The sequence below is a fragment of the Chitinophaga chungangae genome (assembly GCF_017742215.1).
Lineage (GTDB): Bacteria > Bacteroidota > Bacteroidia > Chitinophagales > Chitinophagaceae > Chitinophaga > Chitinophaga chungangae.
In genome coordinates this window covers 1313877-1330377 of sequence record NZ_JAGHKP010000002.1, presented here as the reverse complement: position 1 = coordinate 1330377, position 16501 = coordinate 1313877, and the positions used below count along the sequence as shown (strand labels likewise).

General features: G+C 50.6%; 14 protein-coding genes. 3 read left to right on the top strand and 11 right to left on the bottom strand.

What is annotated here, in order from left to right; all coding sequences use genetic code 11:
- Positions 1-207: 207 nt before the first annotated feature.
- Genes J7I43_RS13735 through J7I43_RS13725 form a run of 3 tightly spaced genes read left to right on the top strand, consistent with a single transcriptional unit; the run spans position 208 to position 1864 of the window.
- Entirely contained in the window at positions 208-600 is a 393-nt protein-coding gene (locus J7I43_RS13735) for a hypothetical protein (RefSeq protein WP_209146252.1), read from the top strand.
- Positions 575-1090, top strand: coding sequence for a YdeI/OmpD-associated family protein (locus tag J7I43_RS13730; RefSeq protein WP_209146251.1), 516 nt, complete (start codon positions 575-577; stop codon positions 1088-1090). Before J7I43_RS13735 ends, J7I43_RS13730 begins: the two co-directional genes overlap by 26 nt.
- Before the next feature lie 57 nt (positions 1091-1147).
- On the top strand, positions 1148-1864 hold the full coding sequence (locus J7I43_RS13725; RefSeq protein WP_209146250.1) for a peptidase associated/transthyretin-like domain-containing protein: 717 nt from the start codon (positions 1148-1150) through the stop codon (positions 1862-1864).
- On the opposite strand, the gene J7I43_RS13720 is transcribed toward J7I43_RS13725, so the two are convergent.
- The 11 genes from J7I43_RS13720 to wecB all read right to left on the bottom strand — a co-directional run bounded on the left by J7I43_RS13720 (position 1861) and on the right by wecB (position 16485).
- The gene (locus tag J7I43_RS13720) at positions 1861-2988 is read right to left on the bottom strand and encodes an acyltransferase family protein (protein ID WP_209146249.1); all 1128 of its coding nucleotides are present in this window, start codon (positions 2986-2988) and stop codon (positions 1861-1863) included. The two genes, J7I43_RS13725 and J7I43_RS13720, sit on opposite strands and share 4 nt — an antisense overlap.
- Before the next feature lie 123 nt (positions 2989-3111).
- Positions 3112-4032, bottom strand: coding sequence for a GDP-L-fucose synthase (gene fcl, locus J7I43_RS13715; protein ID WP_209146248.1), 921 nt, complete (start codon positions 4030-4032; stop codon positions 3112-3114).
- A 5-nt stretch (positions 4033-4037) separates the two neighbouring features.
- The gene (gene gmd / locus J7I43_RS13710) at positions 4038-5150 is read right to left on the bottom strand and encodes a GDP-mannose 4,6-dehydratase (RefSeq protein WP_209146247.1); all 1113 of its coding nucleotides are present in this window, start codon (positions 5148-5150) and stop codon (positions 4038-4040) included.
- 40 nt (positions 5151-5190) lie between these two features.
- Positions 5191-7083 (bottom strand): ABC-F family ATP-binding cassette domain-containing protein, encoded by a 1893-nt coding sequence (locus J7I43_RS13705; RefSeq protein ID WP_209146246.1) that lies wholly within the window; start codon positions 7081-7083, stop codon positions 5191-5193.
- Positions 7084-7800: 717 nt separating this feature from the next.
- A complete protein-coding gene (locus J7I43_RS13700; RefSeq protein ID WP_209146245.1) occupies positions 7801-8724 on the bottom strand; it encodes an NAD-dependent epimerase/dehydratase family protein in 924 nt (307 codons plus the stop codon).
- Positions 8721-9905, bottom strand: a complete 1185-nt coding sequence (locus J7I43_RS13695) for a glycosyltransferase family 4 protein (RefSeq protein WP_209146244.1) — start codon at positions 9903-9905, stop codon at positions 8721-8723. The genes J7I43_RS13700 and J7I43_RS13695 overlap by 4 nt, the downstream gene beginning before the upstream one ends.
- A 59-nt stretch (positions 9906-9964) precedes the next feature.
- Entirely contained in the window at positions 9965-11551 is a 1587-nt protein-coding gene (locus J7I43_RS13690) for a hypothetical protein (protein WP_209146243.1), read from the bottom strand.
- Positions 11552-11623: 72 nt separating this feature from the next.
- Positions 11624-13330 carry a glycoside hydrolase domain-containing protein gene (locus J7I43_RS13685; RefSeq protein ID WP_209146242.1) on the bottom strand — a complete coding sequence of 569 codons (1707 nt, stop codon included), beginning with the start codon at positions 13328-13330 and terminating at the stop codon, positions 11624-11626.
- Between the two features lie 76 nt (positions 13331-13406).
- Entirely contained in the window at positions 13407-14069 is a 663-nt protein-coding gene (locus J7I43_RS13680) for a sugar transferase (protein WP_209146241.1), read from the bottom strand.
- Positions 14070-14079: 10 nt separating this feature from the next.
- A complete protein-coding gene (locus J7I43_RS13675; protein ID WP_209146240.1) occupies positions 14080-15291 on the bottom strand; it encodes a UDP-N-acetylglucosamine 4,6-dehydratase in 1212 nt (403 codons plus the stop codon).
- A gap of 54 nt (positions 15292-15345) precedes the next feature.
- Positions 15346-16485 (bottom strand): non-hydrolyzing UDP-N-acetylglucosamine 2-epimerase, encoded by a 1140-nt coding sequence (gene wecB / locus J7I43_RS13670; protein ID WP_209146239.1) that lies wholly within the window; start codon positions 16483-16485, stop codon positions 15346-15348.
- Positions 16486-16501 lie beyond the last annotated feature (16 nt).

Genomic DNA, 16501 nt, shown 5'->3' with positions numbered 1-16501 from the left:
CCTTTAAGCACTTTTTTTGGTTTATACCCATTGTTACAGCTACTCCTGCCGGGGCGGGAACCCCCTTCCGGTCAGGGTGATCCACAAAACTAATGTTTATCACTGGCAAAGAAAACCTAATATTATCGACTTATTTAAATAATCCTTAACATTTTCCGGGCTTACTTTACAGTATATCTTCTCCCCACCATCACCTTCAGCAACGCTATGAAACGTTACAGGACCGAAAGAGGTTACTTTCCGCAGGACATGCGGGCTTTCGAGTATTTCAGCGACTACGCAGGGGCGGCGATGCAAAGTATGCGGAAAAACGGTTTCAAGAACCTGTATATTTCATATCTCTACCTCGATTCCCTGGTGATCGACTTCTGGCACGAGCCGGTGTACGAGCAGCTGCCGGGACAGTCGAAATACGGCGTAGATCTTTCCGGCCAGCTGATCTACATGAGAAGCGACACCAATTTCTATGAGTATCGCCGCTTCAATAAAAGCCTGCCAGGCGCGCCAGTTACGATTACGCTCGCGATACGGCCGATTACCGGAGGCGTTGAGCAAAAATTTTTAAATTGCGGGCATGATACGCTTCACTGCCATTCTTAAGAAATTCGGCGAACTGGGTGAAAAAACCGGCTGGACTTACCTTGAAATCCCCCAGGAGCTTTCGGAAAAGCTGAATCCCGGGGTTAAAAAAAGCTACCGGGTAAAAGGTAAACTGGACGAGCACGCGATCGAACAGGTGGCGCTGGTGCCCATGGGCGAAGGACAGTTTATTATGGCGGTGAACGCGGTGATGCGGAAAGCGATCGGCAAAAAACAGGGCGCGTCCGTAAAAGTGCAGCTGGAAAAGGACGAGACGGGCTGGAAACTGAATGAAGATTTCCTGGCCTGCCTGGAAGACGAGCCCCAGGCCATGCGTTTTTATACATCCCTCGCGCCCGGCCATCAGCGGTATTTCTCCAACTGGATAGACAGCGCAAAAACCGATGAAACCCGCGCCAAACGCATTGCGGCCACGCTCAATGCGATGCTGAAAGGCATGAATTACGGCGAAATGATCCGCGCCATGAAAGCGGATAAAAACAAATTCTGAAGCCTTCTCTTTTAACTTTTCATTAGGACCGGAAACCATAACTTGTTATCCGGCGCCATGCGAAAACTTATTTTTCTTCTCAGCATTTTCAGTTCCCCGGCCCTGACCGCCGCTGCGCAGTCCGCCGTAAGCGGCACAGTATCCGGCAGGGATTCTTTGCCCTTGCCAGGCGTGTCTGTACGCAATATCCGCACGAATGTAATGACCATTACGGATGCGAACGGCCGTTACACGATCGGCGCCGGCGTGGAAGATACGCTGTTCTTCAGCGCAATGGGGTATTTGTCTTTGGGCCTGCGGGCAGACCTGGTACCGGCGGAACTGCGGCTGCGCACGCTGGTAACCTCGCTGCCGGGCGTGGAGATCGTGAAAAAAACGCGGCGAAGGGATTCGCTGGAAACGCGGGAAGAATTTAAAGCCGCCTTTAATTTCCGGAGGCCGAAAGTGCATGAGGTGGTGATGATCACGCCGGTGGGCATCGGCGTGAATATTCATCAGCTTTACAAAGCGTTGTCGTTTGCCGGCAACCAACGGGCGGACGTTTTCAAAAAGCGGCTGATCAAACATGAGCAGGACCGGTTTATCGACGAGCGTTTTTCGGCGGAGCTGGTCAGGGCGCGCACGGGGCTGGCGGGCGACAGCCTCGTGCGGTTCATGAACCATCACCGGCCGGATTACCGGTTTGTGGTGGATGCTTCCGAATACGACCTGATCGTGTACATCCTTCAAAACGCGGAGAAATTCAGGCGTGAAGGGGTTAGCGTACCCAATTAAACCCGTATGTATATTTTCCTCCTGTCCATCCACCAGCCGAGCAACCACAATAATAGCACATGGAACAGGCCGAACAGCAGCGATCCGGGATAGTCCCCGAACGCGGGCTGGAACACATGCCCGTATAACCAGCCGTACAGGTTTTCTTTCTCCGCGCCGATCCGGAACAGGAAATACAATTTCACGATCACCCCGCTCATCACGTAAATAAACAGCGGGTTCTTGCCGAACACTTCGAAGAAATAGGTACCCGCGCGCAGGCCTTTCAACTCGATCAGCCAGATAAAAATGGACAGCAGCAGCGTGGCAATACCAACGGTATACAGTACATACGAGCTGGTCCAGATCTTTTTGTTGATGGGGAAAACTTCGTTCCAGAGCAATGCCACGGCTATCATCGCCGAGCCGGCCAGCACCAGCTTCAGCAGTATATTGCGGCTCTGGCGGTTTCGTTGTACAAAGAGGCCCACGAGGTAACCCAATACGACGTTACCCACGGCAGGCAACGTGCTCAGCAGCCCTTCGGGCTCAAACGCAACGCCTTCGCCGTGATACATGTGTTTTTCACCGAGTATGGCACGGTCAACCTGCAGGCCGATATGCCCTTCGAGGCTGTAGGGATCGTTGCCGCCGAAGAAATACAGGATCGCCCAGTAACCAAGCAGCAATATACAGGTGGCGATCAAAGCGCCTTTTGGTTTCAGGTAATGAATCAGCAGCGCGCCGATACCGTAACACAGCGCAATACGCTGCAGTACGCCCAGTATGCGGAGGGTGTCCAGGCTTTTCAGCACCAGGTTGCCGTCGCCGTCATATTTCACAAAAGGGAAAAGGCCCAGCACCAGGCCGATGATAAAAATGAGCGCGGTGCGTTTGAAGATCTTTCCCAGCACCTGTGCATTGCTCAGCTGGTCGAACTTCTTCATGGCGAAGCTCATGGCATTGCCCACGGCGAACAGGAAAAACGGGAATACAAGGTCTGTGGGTGTGCAGCCATGCCATTTGGCGTGCAGCAGCGGGGCGTACACATGGCTCCAGCTGCCGGGCGTATTCACGAGTATCATGCCGGCCACGGTAAGCCCGCGGAATACGTCGAGGGATAGGAAACGTTGATTTTGGTTCATACAGATCAGGTCGGGTTTATCATTTAAATCTACTATAAAAAACGGATCGGAAGGGGAAAATCCGGGGAATGAAAAACCCCGGCCGTGTGGGGCCGGGGCGGTCAGTTTATCGGGAATGGCCCGTTAAAGGAATTTTTCTTCGTATACTTTCCTGATCCCGTCTTCCAGCGGGATCGCGGCTTTCCAGCCGAGGGCGGTGAGCTTGGACACGTCCATCAGTTTGCGCGGAGTGCCGTCAGGCTTGGAGGAATCGAAAGTGAGGGCGCCTTTGTAGCCGGTGATCTTTTGGATCAGGCGGGCCAGGTCGGCGATACTGATATCTTCCCCCACACCGATGTTGATCGGGCCGGGCTCGTTGTACCGCTGCATCAGGAAATAACACGCGTCCGCCATATCGTCCGCATGCAGGAACTCGCGCAGCGGCGTGCCGGAGCCCCAGATAGTCACTTCGGGCGTGTTGTTCTTTTTCGCTTCGTGGAACTTGCGGAGCAGCGCGGGCAGCACGTGCGAGGTTTGCAGGTCGTAGTTATCGTTCGGGCCGTACAGATTGGTGGGCATTACGGAAATGAACTGCGCACCGTACTGGTCGCGGTAGGCGTCGCAAAGTTTGATGCCGGCGATCTTGGCGATGGCGTAGGGCTCGTTGGTGGGTTCCAGCGGGCCGGTGAGCAGGTATTCTTCCTTCAGCGGCTGCGGCGCCAGCTTGGGATAGATGCAGGACGAGCCGAGGAACATCAGCTTTTTCACGCCGTTCGCATGCGCATGATGGATCACGTTGTTCTGGATCATCAGGTTGTCGTAAAGGAACTCTGCGCGATAGGTGTTATTCGCCACGATACCGCCTACTTTCGCCGCCGCGAGAAACACGTGATCGGGTTTTTCTTCCTTAAAAAAAGCCGCTACGGCCGACTGATCGCGGAGATCGAGCTCGGAAGAGGTGCGGGTGATGAAATGGGAAAACCCTTCCTTCTCCAACCTCCTTTTAATGGCCGAGCCCACCATGCCGCGGTGCCCCGCGATATATATCCTGTCTTGTGCCTGCATAAAAATTATTCGAACTGGTTTAACACTTTGTACCCTGCGTCTTTCAGCAGTTTTTCGCGGCGGAACAGCTCCACGTCTGCCGCCACCATTTCTTTCACCAGCGAAGCCAGGTCGTATTCGGGCTTCCAGCCGAGAAGGGTTTGCGCTTTGGTGGGGTCGCCGATGAGCAGGTCTACTTCCGTGGGCCTGAAATACCGCGGGTCGATGGCCACTACTTCCTGGCCGGCCTCCAGCTGAAAGTCTTTATGGGTGCTGGATCTCACCACGCCTACCTCGTTTACGCCGCTGCCTTTGAATTCCAGCTCAACGCCCACTTCGGCAAAACTGAGGCGGATAAAATCGCGTACGGTATTGGTAATGCCGGTGGCGATCACGTAATCTTCCGGTTTATCCTGCTGGAGGATGAGCCACATGGCTTTTACGTAATCTTTGGCGTGGCCCCAGTCACGTTTGGCGTCCAGGTTGCCCATGTAGAGTTTGTCCTGCATGCCGAGCGCGATCTTCGCCACGCCGCGGGTGATCTTGCGGGTTACGAAAGTTTCCCCGCGCAGCGGGCTTTCGTGGTTAAAAAGAATACCGTTGCAGGCGAACATTTTATAGGCTTCCCGGTAATTCACCGTGATCCAGAAGGCGTACATTTTCGCCACGGCGTAAGGGGAACGGGGATAAAAAGGCGTTTTTTCGGACTGCGGCACTTCCTGCACGAGACCGTACAGCTCAGAAGTGGACGCCTGGTAGATCCTCGTCTTTTCCGTAAGGCCCAGCAGCCGCACGGCTTCCAGGATGCGGAGCGTACCCACACCGTCTACGTCCGCCGTGTATTCCGGCGTTTCGAAGCTCACCTGTACGTGGCTCATGGCGCCGAGGTTATATATTTCGTCTGGCTGTACTTCCTGGATGATACGGATGATGTTGGTGGAGTCGGACAAATCGCCGTAATGCAGCTTGAGATGCACGTTTTTTTCATGCGGGTCCTGGTAGAGATGATCTATCCTGTCTGTATTGAACAGCGAAGTGCGGCGTTTGATGCCATGCACTTCGTAATTATTCTTCAGCAATAATTCGGTTAAATACGCACCGTCCTGGCCGGTGATACCTGTGATTAATGCTTTTTTCATTGATCGGGACAATTTTATCCGGTAAAAGTAATACTAAAAATCAAGCGGAAAGTTCGCTAAGCTCCAGCCAGCGCATGCCTTTTTCGTCCAGTTGGGTAAGCAATTCGCCGATGCGGTTGGACGCTTTTTCCAATTGGTCATACGGCAGTATGCCTTCGGCCAGCTGGTTTTCCAGCTGTTTTTTTTCCTGTTCCATCGCTTCGATCTCTTTTTCCAGCAGTTCCAGCTCCCGTTTTTCCTTAAAAGACATCTTGCGGCCTTTGGCGGGTGCAGCGGAAGCCGTGTTTTCAGCGAGCTTGGAAGCCGGTTCCGGCGTGGCTTTCAGCTTTTCCTGGTCTTTTTCCCATTCGCGGTATTGAGTGTAGTTGCCGGGGAAATCGCGCACTTCGCCGGCGCCTTCGAACACGAACAGGTGATCCACCAGCTTGTCCATAAAATAACGGTCGTGGCTCACGATCACGATGCAGCCCTGGTAGCTTTGCAGGAAATCTTCCAGGATGCTGAGGGTGGGCAGGTCGAGGTCGTTGGTGGGCTCGTCGAGGATGAGGAAGTTAGGGTTGCGGAAAAGGATAGACAGCAGGTGCAGCCTGCGTTTTTCCCCGCCGCTGAGCTTGGAGATATAAGTGTATTGTTTTTCGGGGCCGAACAGGAAAAGCTGGAGGAACTGGGCGGCGCTTACTTTCGTGCCGTCCGCCAGCGGGAAGTTCTCCGCGATGTTCTTCACGAACTCGATCACCCGCATATCTTCCTTTACGATCAGCCCCTGCTGGGAATAGTTGCCGAACACGACGGTATCTCCCACGTTGATCTTACCCGAATCGGCCGCTTCGGTGCCCATCAGCATGTTGAGGAAGGTGGATTTGCCCACGCCGTTTTTGCCCACTACGCCGATGCGCTCGCCTTTTTTGAAAGTATAATCGAACCCTTTGAGGATCTGCAGATCGCCGTACGCTTTGTAGACCTTTTTTAGTTCCAGGATCTTTCCGCCGAGGCGGGTCATTTTTACGTTCAGTTCCAGCTGCTGCTGTTCGATGCGTTTGGCGGCGCGTTCCTTTACTTCGTAAAACGCGTCTTGCCGGGATTTGGATTTGGTGGTGCGGGCCTTGGGCTGTTTGCGCATCCATTCCAGTTCCTTGCGGTAGAGGTTGCGGGCCTTTTCGGTGCTGGAACGGTCGGATTCTTCGCGGGCGGCCTTTTTTTCGAGATAATTCTCGTAATCGCCTTTATAGATGTAAAGCTGCTGATTATCAAGCTCCATGATCTCGTTGCACACGCTGTCGAGGAAATAACGGTCGTGGGTCACCAGCAGCAGGGTCACGTTTTCCTGGTCCAGGTAATTTTCCAGCCATTCGATCATGCTCACGTCGAGGTGGTTGGTCGGCTCGTCCATGATAAGCAGGGTGTGCTTATGCTCAAAGCCTATGTCTATCAGCACTTTAGCGAGGGCCACGCGTTTCTGCTGGCCGCCGGAGAGGGTGCCGACGGGCTGGTCGAGATGATGGATATTGAGTTTGCCGAGGATCTGTTTCACTTTGCTGTCGAAATGCCAGGCGTTGAGCTCGTCCATGCGGGCGATGGCTGCGGTAAGCAGGGCGGCGTCGGGCTCGGCGCCGTTGTCTGTCAGGCGCTCATAATCCTTGATGGCGTTGAGGATGGGGTGATCGTGATCGAAGATATTTTCGAGAACGGACTGGTGTTCCCGGAAATTGGAGGATTGTTCCAGCATCACGACGGTAACGTCTTTATTGATCCAGACTTTGCCTTCGTCTGCGGTTTCTTTTTCGCAGAGGATCTTGAGGAGGGTGGATTTGCCGGTGCCGTTGAGGGCAACCAAGGCGATCTTATCGCCTTCTTCAATATGAAAGGAAATATTTTCGAAAAGGGGGTTGACGCCGTACGATTTGGTCAACCCTTCCACTGAGACATAATGCATACTGCGAAGGTAACCTGTTTTGTTAAAAATGGTTTTTTTCCGTATTTATTTCGTATATTCATTAAGGCAAATGTTACACCAGTAAGAGCTATGAACGACCGGGGAATATGAGAACCTTATCCAAATAATCACTGAACTTATTAGCAAAGAAACTGACGTAATTGATAATTGCGTGTGTGCTTCCTGTGTGATTGGAAATGAAGGACAGGGCGGGGAGGTTATTTCATTCCATGTGATTTGCCCATTTTGCACGGCCTTTATCCATCGGTAAGTTATCTTTTGTTTGATTCCCCCTGGTTGAAAAGATAAAAACGCCTCCTGGAGATCCAGGGGGCGTTTGGTTTTTATAGTTATTGCCTTATTTGGATCAGTTCTTCGATTTTCGGAATGTCAGAGGCTGATCTGGCGCGAATTTACAAAAAAAAGTCCCGCTCGGCTGAGCGGGACGGGAAAGTAAGTTTTACCCCAATCTTAATTTGATTTACCGAATTTTTTCATAACCCATGCTAATGACGTACAAGTTAGGATAAGAATTACCATGCAGAGGGCGTTGAGCAAAATTCCAACCATGGCTGAAGACTTTAATCGTGTCTGACACTAAAATAACGCAATCCATTGCAATTTTCGCATCTACCTTTTGTGTGATTTTTCTAATGCTGTTTTATCTCTTGAAATAGACAGCGGACGAGATCCATGATTAAAAATCATAATAGAATGTTATCTTAATGCTTGCAGCGTATGCGTCAGTCCTTCGCGGCTGTTTACCGGCAGTGCTGCGTCCAGGACAGACATCAGCTTGGCATTGGATACCACATAATCGGTGGTCAGCTTCTGCAGCGCTTCGCTGTTGAATGGCAGCCGCAGCAGGTCTCCGGCTTTAGCCATCCAACGTACCAGGTGTTTATTGATGGCCCATATCTTTGCCGGTTTTCCCATCATGACTCCGATCAGGCGTACCAGCTCATTGGTAGAGAGCGGTTCATCATCAGCGACATTATATATCCCGGAGGGTGTATTCCCTGCTAACAGTTTATTGATAACAAAGCATAGGTTTTCAACTGAAAGAAAGGAGCGGCTATTAAGAAAAGCGCCCAATGGGTAAGGGATGTTTTTTTTTACGAGTGCGGTAAGGAGGTTTAGGTTGCCTTTGTTCTCCGGGCCGTGGATCATGCATGGCCGGAGGATGTAAAGTTTTTTCCCGGGCGCCAGCTCCGAGCTGGCCAGGTATTCTTCTGCTTTCAATTTGGATTGCCCGTAAGGTGTTTGCGGAGAAGGAAACATATCTTCCGTAACCGGCCCCTCTGGAAGATCGGCAACTGCTTTCACTGAGCTAAGGTAGATGAAAACCGTGGCGGACGACTGCCGGAAATGGTCGAACATTTCTCTTGTCAGCTCATAATTCACCTTGAAATATTCCGCTGCATCGGCGGTATTCTTTACATCATGTGCCTTGCCAGCCAAATGGATGAAGGCGTCATACGGAGGGGCGTCCTTCCGGAACTGCTCGAAAGTAACACATTCGTTTCCCCTCTGCACTGTCCGGCGGCTTATTTCCAGAATGTCATGCGCTGTATGCTGCCGGAGGTACGGGACCAGGTTCTTCCCAACAAAGCCGGTTGCTCCTGTCATCGCAATTCTCATAAGAGATTATTAATTAAATCATTGTATTTTTTTGCAACGGCTTCGCGCGAGTAATTCTTTTCAACGAACTGTCGGCCGCGGGCCCCTTCTGCCGGCAGCTGTTCCCTCTCATGGTAAGCTTTCAGGATAGCATTCTTATAGGCGTCATTGTCATCCAGCGGCACTATGCGCTTGCTTCCTGCTTCTGTGAGGAATGTGCCCAGCGGTGAGTGCGCTCCGGTTGAAACTACAACGGGGCGTGCGCAGGATAATATCGTGTATATTTTGGAAGGAAAGCCTTCCGCATCCGTTTTCGCATTCATCACGATCGTATGCAGATCGGCGGAGGCGTTGATTTCCGGCATCAATTCCCGGGGCTGGTAATCCAGCAGCTTGATATTGTCCAGTTGTTTGGATAAAATGGTGTCTTTTAGCCAGGGTTTCATCACGCCGTCGCCAATGATCAGGAAAGTGAGGGGAAGATGCTTCAGCTGTTCTGCGGCGTAAATGATGGGTGCCCAATTCTGGGCGTAGCCGATATTCCCGGCATATGCCACCACGAACCGGTCCGTCAATCCATGTTCCCTGGAAAATGAATTATCCCGGTTTCCCGGAACATACAGTGTTGTATCTACAAAATTCGGAATGATATGCAGCTTGGATTTCTGATGGATGCGGTCCTTGATGATATTTGAAAATACATTGTCGATGGTAACAACGGCGGCGCTTTTATTATACACATACGCTTCCATGGATTTCAGCATGTATATAATGAGCTTATTTTTGAGCATGCCCTGGTTAATAGCGAAGTCAGGGTATATTTCCTGCACATTGTAAATCGCCTTTCCTCCCTTCAGTTTTGCAAGAAAATAAGAGATGACGCCAATTGTCAGCGGAGGGGATGGAGCGAGCACGATATCGAATTTCCTGATGATAAAGATGCTGCAGAGCGCAAGCACGTGAAATTTTATGAAATCGATGATCCGTTTGAGCGAGAACCTGGACTTTGTCATCGGAATATGATAAACCGGGATGCCATCGTATATGCTCTGTTTAAAAAAAAGATTTTTCCGTTTCAGCGGTTGTTTTGCAATGTCAGACGCTATGATATTGTAATGAGGCGTAGTTGTGAGCACCTCGATCTCATGTCCCATTTTTTTCAACTCAGACGCAAGATCGGCATACAGGTATGCCGTCGACACTCCATCCGGCTTAAATATTAATGAGTGAATTAGAATTTTAGCCACTTTTGTTTTTTATTTTAGAAATCGTAGTAGAATTGCCGGAAAGTACTTCTTAATCCGAAAGAAAAAATGAATTCCCGCCTGGTTTCCAGGTCATTTTTTTCCTGGCGGCCGGCAGCCGAGAGTTCCAGGCGGAGGTTGTATTTCGGGTTCAGCACAAACGCGACGGTGCCCTGACCGTACAGGAAATCCGTTTTTATACCTTGTCCGAATGTGTTGTCATAATCTTTTACACGCTGATCATAGGGTTTGAAGATGTCTCCGCCATAGCTGACGGTCTTATTTGGGTCCAGGCCGTAGCTGGCATAATTCAATTGGCCCCGGAAGTACCAGCGTTTGTAGGTGTAGGAGGCGATGCCCAGCAGTTCCCTTACATTGGCGCCCATGGGGTGAGCGAGGGATTGATTGTAGTGCGCATAGTTGGCCAGCGTATTTCTGAAAGAATAAGTATAAGGCCGCACCATATTCAGCTCGCCCTGCAGATCGAGGCGTGGCACTTTGAACAGGTCGAAGGAGCGGAAGCCCAGCTGGGCGCCCCATTTGTTTCCCCACCATTTATCGCCGGCCAGCAGTTCTTTTATTTTGAATTCATCCAGCACGAACTGCCCGTACACCGTGGTTTTGGGAAATACTTTATATTTCGCGTTGAGGCCTATAATGGCATTGTCTGAAGAGCCTACCGAGAATTCGGAGGGGCGGAGGAAGATGATGGGATTCATATAGCTCCAATCGAATCCTCTTTTACGCCCTGCAGTATCTATGTCGCCCCATATGATGGCATCAAAAACGCCGACGGTCAATTTTTTGGTGGCGTTCCAGTCCAGGTAATGAAACACGCCCCATTTTTTGGGATAACCAATGCCTTCGTAGGCCTGGTTAAACGACTGGCTGCTGAGGTCCATGAATTGGGTCCACATGGAAGTATACTGGAACTGGCCGAGCGTGCCGGTTATTTTCAGATAAGGATAGCTGAACCCTATATCGGAAAGTATCAGCGAGCGGTATCCGTCGCCAATGAAATTGGTGCCGTACCCGACCGCAAAATTCAGGTATTTCCCGGGTGAATAAGAGAGTAATGCATTAACGTAAGAGTAATCATACGATTTGCCGATGGAGGAAACCTTTGCTTCTCCCTGGCCCGGTATCACCCTGCGCCTGGCCACGAAACTATCGAGATATACGGGAAACAGGCCCTGGTTCTCATAAAAAGAAGTTTCGAAATAAAAGCCTTTGCCGATATTGGCCTGGACCCTTGCTCCGCGGGTATTCAGCCAGAGATTTTTGTTACGGTTGCTTTTCCCGAGCTGAAGATCGGGCAGGAAGTCGATGAAGACATTGTATTCCTTGTTCCTGAACTCAAACAGGTGCTCTTTGAACAGCTTGCGGTGAAACCAGCTGCGTTTGGCGGTATCCGGCCTTGTATACATGGCGGAAGTATCCTCATGTAGAATGGTTTTGAGCGCAGTATGATGGTTGGCTGTATCCAGGTAAAGCTCGCGGATATTCTGCGCATGATAAGGCGCTATCACAGGCAGCTTTTCCTGGGCGAAGGTGGGGGTGGTAAGTAGCAAAAGGATGGCGGTAATATGAAGGATATGCTTCATTATCAATAGTTTGGTTCACGGATGGCAAAAATTGTGCCTTGCGGGAGCGAATATAGTAATCATTACGGGAATCTAATTCCCTCCAAGCTTTGCAAGCAAGCTGTTGCGCACCTGGTCCGCCCGGTTAATGTCTTTGGGATTTTTGAGCACATCGCTGCAGAATTGCCTGGCGGCGGCCATACCATACTTCGAAGCATAGGTTTTCAGTATATAATAATCTTCAATGCCCGCCTTAAACGCTTCCCATCTCCTGCTGTTGATGATCCCGCCGTTGATGTCGTACACTACGTTATAATCTTCATAAGCCCCGTCAAAGTCATTCCAGGCGGAGTTCTCCGCACCCGCTCCCCTGGCAATGTCCGCATAATTCCAGAAGCCGATGCCGCCGTAACCTTTCAGGAAAGCTTCCCAGGCTGTGAGACGGAAAGACTGATAAGGCGCAAACGCTTTGTTCTTGGTATCGTATATCCAGACCTTGTTCATGTTGTTCTGTTTCACGTCGAGGCTTAACAGCGACCGGTTGTACAGCTGACCGACATCCAGGAGCGGCAGCAGCCGGTCGGTACAGGATTTGTCATTGAGCGTGGCATATAACCTGGCAGTGGGAATGGCGCTTCTGACCCATTTGATGAAATCGGTCAAGACGGGCAGTTCCGCCGGTTTAGGCTCATCGGCAACATAAAGGTAAAGCCTGTTTTCCGCCACGCCTTTATTTTTAAAGCGGCTGACGATCGTGGAATACCAGGCTATGAATGATTTTTTCCATGCCGGCGACATATAATCCTTTTCCTTCGACTGCCGCCCAAGGTCCAGGCCCAGGATGATGTTCGGATATTGTTTGAACTCATCTATATAAAGGTCGAAACTTTTGGAAGCAAGGGGTTTGCCCATGGCAAAAACAGGCAGGTTGTTTATGGGTATCACGACCGTATTGATGTAATGATCTTTCAGGTTGGCGGTTGCAGCTTTTTCTTTTCCTTTAAAAAAGGGATAATAATAGTACGCCCAGTTAATGGCGTTCAGCCCGACGTTGCCCGCAGTAACCGTAACGGGATAATTGCGGATGCTCAGGGGGATGGCCGTATTGCCGAGGCTGCTCCTGACCTGGATGCTGTTATTTTCGCTCCCGCTTTTCCGGCCTTTTATCGTGACAAAAAATACTTTTACCTCCCCGGGAGCGATATTAATGGAGCTGCCAACGGGAATGAGGGCATCCGGTGTATTTTTGTAGTTTTTGCAGAGAACGAATTGCGCATCATAGAAGCTGATCAGGGAAGTGCTGCTGGCGGCGGACATGCCCAGGCTTAGGGCTTGCGTTTTATTATCCAGGTTGCACACCCAGAAAGCGGCGTACCGGCTGCCATTGATGATGTTTTTAATGTCTATCCCCGCCGCCTTTTTCTGTCCGTTCACATTGATCATGTCCGTTGCAATATCCTGCCATGGGTTGATCACTTCGTAGTAGAGTTTATTGGCGGGGCTATTTATTTTTTTCACCAGGCCGTCCCGGTAGGAAAGCCTTATTTTCTGAAGGAATGAACGGTATTGTGTTTCGTTGATGTTATCGCCGATGTCCGCAGACCGCAGGCCGGCGTCGGAAGCTGCCAGTTGCCGGGCTACGTTGTAGTTGCCCAATGTTTTCAGCCTGTTGAGCAGGTCGTTTTTATAAGCCTTTTGCGGGATGGGAGGCGCCTGCCCAAAGATCCGGCCGGTGCTGCAAAGAACCAGCAGGAAGATTGCGCAGGAGTTCCGAACTATTTTATTTGTGATATCGAACATATAACAACCGTTTACTCATTAACGTATGGCGTTATAAATTTCCGAAACTTTTCCGAGATTCGGCGAAACAGGCTGGTTATAAAGTTTTGGGAGGCAGGGATTTGAACATTTTATGCGGCAGTTCGCTTTCCGGGAATACGACCACCCACATGGTCAGGAAAATGATCTTGAGGTCGGTGAGCAGCGTTTTGTTTTGCTGGTACCATTCTTCCAATGCGCCTTTGTAGGGTGCGATCACGCGATCATAATATTCGTGCGGGTCCATGGAAGAAGAGGATATCATTTTTTCCTCGTCGCGGAAGATCACGGAGCCGATGCCGGTAATGCCCGGCTTGGAATTATAAACAATTTCCCTGATGTGAACGGGATAGGCGTCGAAAGTGCGCTGTACCAGGGGCCTGGGGCCTACCACGCTCATATTGCCGATCAATACGTTGACGAGCTGCGGCAGCTCATTGATCTTCGTGATGCGGAGGAATTTGCCCACGGATGTTACACGGGGGTCGTTCCGGAGCGTGATGGAGCCTGTGCCCATGTTGGGACTGTTCTTTAACATGGTGGCGAACTTCCAGATGTCAAACATTTTGTTTTTGTACCCGATCCTTTTCTGGAAATAGAATATCTCGCCTTCCCCCGAAAATTTCAGCAGGATGATGATGGGGATAAAAACCGGCAGGAGTATGATGATGGCAATTAAAGAAGCAATAAGATCGAACAGTCGCTTTATGATGTTGTACATAAGATGAGTATTACATTCGTTGATCCAGGCTCTTACCGGTTTCGATATGCTGGAAGGAAGGGATAATACGTTTCAGCTCATCAATGACGGCTTCTTTGCGCAGGCCTTTCTGGGTAAAGAGCTTTTCGATCCTGCTGATGATGGAAACCATTTCTTCCAGCGGCCGCCTTGCCGCATTTTTTATAACTCCCAGTTGCCGGAAGGAATCAAGGTCCAGCTCTTCTTCGTCCGTATAAAATTCTTCAAACGTCTTTTCGCCGGACGTATCCGATTCGAAAAAGTAAACCGGGTACTGGCGGGAGGTTTTATCCAGCCTGGCCGCTTTGTTACGTGCTTCCTCTTCCGTCCGGCAATGATCGGGGGTGTAGCCGAGCGCTTCCAGGTAACGCTCTGCGATGGTGGCAAAGGTTTTCATATGCTCTTCTCCCAACTTGGGGAAGAATATATCGCCATTATCGCCGAGCATGCAGGCGATCAGGCAAAGCTCGCCCGCCTCCTGGGGAGATACGAAATAACGTTTGATATTGCCGGGGCTGGATAAAGGCTGCATCTTTAACATCCTTTGGGTAAAGCCGAATGGCAGGCTGCCATTGGAGAACGCCACGTTCGCGAACCGGGCCGTGGTGATCTTGAACTGTTCTGAATAAGCCAGTATCAGGTATTCCATAATCTTTTTGCTGGCTCCCATCACGTTTACCGGGTTGGCCGCCTTATCGGTGGATACGCAAAAGAAATGCGAGGGTTTATGCCTGGCAAGCTGGTCAAGCAGGTTCTTGGCCTTGATGACATTATTGTTCAGCATCGCCTCGATGGAATAGGGATCTTTTTCACTGCGGACATGTTTATGCGCCGCGAAATTAGCGACGATATCGAAAGGGCCTTCGTTTTCCAGTATCTTTTCGAAGATGGGATCACCGAAGTCGATCGGGTAAGTATGGATCTCGAATCCGGCAGGCAGCGTAAACGTGCTCCTGATATCCCTCACCAGCTCGGTAAGGCCGTTTTCATCGTTGTCTATCACATAAAGCGTCCGGGGAGCGTATCTCAATGCGGCTTTGATATAGGACGAGCCGATGGTGCCTGCGCCACCGATCACCAGCATGGACTTGTCCTTTATTTTTTCATGCAGCAAAACATCCCGCGTCTTCAGGTCTTCGCTGAACAGGCTCTCCTCGCGTTCGGTAACGGCCTCGCTGATAAATTTATTGAGTTCAAATTGCATATTGGACGATACTTTGTAATAAAGGTAAAGATTTTGAATAATGTTGAATGGCTGTCACTTTTTTTCAGACCATACCACTCTCCTTACGTAATCGGTATAACTGATGATGATCCGGACCATTTTATCAGAAACGTTAGGCATGCTGTAGTCTGCGACCTGCCTGAACGCCCGCTTGCCTCTTTCCATATGTTCCAGCTGTGTTAGTCCCTGCAGTATCCGCTCGGGGTTCAGCCCAACGAGCATTACGGATGCTTCTTCCATGGCTTCAGGCCTTTCATGCGCTTCCCGGATGTTAAGGGCGGGGAAGTTGAGGATAGACGATTCTTCGGAAATGGTACCGCTGTCGGACAGCACGGCGTATGACTTCAGCTGCAAAGCGTTGTAGTCTGTGAATCCCATCGGTTTCAGGAATAGGATCTCCGGCCGGGCTTTAATGTTGCCTGCCTCGATCAGTTTCCTTGTTCTGGGATGTGTGCTCACGATGATCGGGAACCGGTACTTTTCGGCGATCAGGTTCAGGCTTTCGATGAGCGCCGCGAAATTCCGCGGGTCGTTGACGTTTTCTTCGCGGTGCGATGAAACCACAAAGTATTTGTGTTCTTCAAGGCCTAGCTGGTGCAAGATGCCGGAAGCCTCAATCCCGGGCCGGTAATGTTCGAGCACTTCAAACATCGGCGAGCCCGTTTTGATGATCCTGTCTGCCGGGAGCCCTTCCCGCAGCAGGTATTCCCTGGCGATATCGCTGTATGTAAGGTTGATGTCGGAAATATGATCCACGATCCGCCGGTTGGTTTCTTCCGGCACGCGCTGATCGAAGCAGCGGTTGCCGGCTTCCATGTGAAATATGGGAATGTGGCGCTTTTTGGCCGGGATGGCGCAGAGGCAGGAATTGGTATCTCCCAGCACGAGGAACGCATCCGGTTGCTCGTTTCCCAGCAGCGGATCGATCTTGATGAGTATCTGACCGACCGTTTCAGTAGCGGATTTACCTGCCGCGTCAAGAAAAAAATCAGGTTTGCGGATCCCGAGATCGTCAAAGAAGATCTGGTTAAGCTCATAATCATAATTCTGGCCGGTGTGAACAAGAATATGATCGATAGCAGGAGATTCGTCCAGTTTTGCGATGACACGGGCCAGCCTGATGATTTCAGGGCGGGTGCCAACGACGGTCATTACTTTCAGTTTTGCTTTCATAATGTAAAAAATACTG